Raw genomic sequence first — 1,339 nt, 5'->3', positions numbered from 1 at the left:
ACGGGAATATCTGCGGCAGCGGGCTTGTAATGGGTTAAGTGATAACAGATGTCTGGAAATATAGGGGCAAATCCAGGACTATTCCCAGAAGTTTCGCCCGCATAAAAGTTCTCCATTCAATCGTTTTAATGATTGAATATGTATTTTTTATATCTAACTTAATGAGTCAATTACATATTGCTCCACTGTTTATATTTTGTTTAGTATTGAATGATTATCACAATGCGCTATCTGTTTTTGGTTTAATTATCTGTTATTGTTTCATATTGCGGTTTTACTGTGTGGTTTTTTTTATGCTTTTGTGGTGCTTTTATCTATTTAAGTGCCATGCCTTTAGAGGCATATAAGCGAAAATAGCATGAGGTTTATCCTCAATTACTATGTTTTTTAGTACAAAAAAGAGGGACAAAACTGAGACACATAAGGCCTCGCAATGGCTTGCAAGGCTTTACATGTTTTGAGGTAGTGGGACGTGTGAGCGCAGAGATGGCGCGGTAAGTTGTTGACTTAAAATGTCGTTCTAGGAACTTCTAAGTCGTGGGCCGCAGGTTCGAATCCTGCAGGGCGCGCCATTTCTTCTTCATTTATGCCCGTCTTATCCGTTTCCGCTTTGCCCTTCACCACATCACTTTTTGTCGCTGTTTGGCGAGATAATTCAACGGTGTCAGGCCGTAAAACGCCTTAAAAACAGAGATAAAGTACGACGTGCTGCTATAGCCACATAATTGCGCCACCTGAGTGATATTTTTGTTATCCATCAATAACATCTGTACGGCGTAACGCATACGACACTCTGTGACAATCTGGCTATAGCTGGTATTTTCGTTTTTTAATTTCTTTTTGAGCAGGCTGGGGCTTAAACATAGCGAACTGGCGACAATTCGCAGATTCCAGTAATGCTGAATATCGCTTTGAATAATGCGGCAGACGCTGTCGCGGACGCTGCTGCGTAAGATATACATCAGTAGGGCAATAAACCGCGATTGCTCAAGAAAGTTAGACAATACGGTAAAAAGCAATGCGCGCGTCAACTCCGTTTCGCAGGGTTTGCTGGGTTGCTGCTTGCTGTGGTTGGCGGCTAGCTGGAACACTTCCGGTGTACGGCTATGACAAGCGATAACCGGGGTAGCCAGCCGCGACCAGGGCTTTACACAGGTTAAGTTCTTATTTAAAAACAACAGATAATCGTTGATGATGTTACGGTTGATGTGGGTGATTAATACGTGATTTAACGTTGAGAGTTCAATGACGTTATTGTTGCACGCGGGTAATGACTCCAACTTATTGATAGTGTTTTATGTTCAGATAATGCCCGATGACTTTGTCATGCAGCTCCACC

Annotated in this window: 1 protein-coding gene and 1 pseudogene; both read right to left on the bottom strand. The window is 42.4% G+C overall.

Annotated features, from left to right (window positions below; translation table 11 throughout):
- Positions 1 to 617 precede the first annotated feature (617 nt).
- Positions 618 to 1,265: pseudogene (gene envY / locus OQV04_RS24680) on the bottom strand (DNA-binding transcriptional regulator EnvY); the annotation flags it as partial.
- Between the two features lie 16 nt (positions 1,266 to 1,281).
- Complete coding sequence (locus OQV04_RS25405; protein ID WP_003032489.1) at positions 1,282 to 1,338, bottom strand: IS1 family transposase; 57 nt, start codon at positions 1,336 to 1,338, stop codon at positions 1,282 to 1,284.
- Between the last annotated feature and the right edge of the window lies 1 nt (position 1,339).

Origin of the sequence: Escherichia sp. Lx600-2, assembly GCF_036662595.1 — a bacterium.
Lineage (GTDB): Bacteria > Pseudomonadota > Gammaproteobacteria > Enterobacterales > Enterobacteriaceae > Escherichia > Escherichia coli.
The sequence above is the reverse complement of the archived record's forward strand: the minus strand, read 5'-3'. Positions and strand labels throughout refer to the sequence as shown.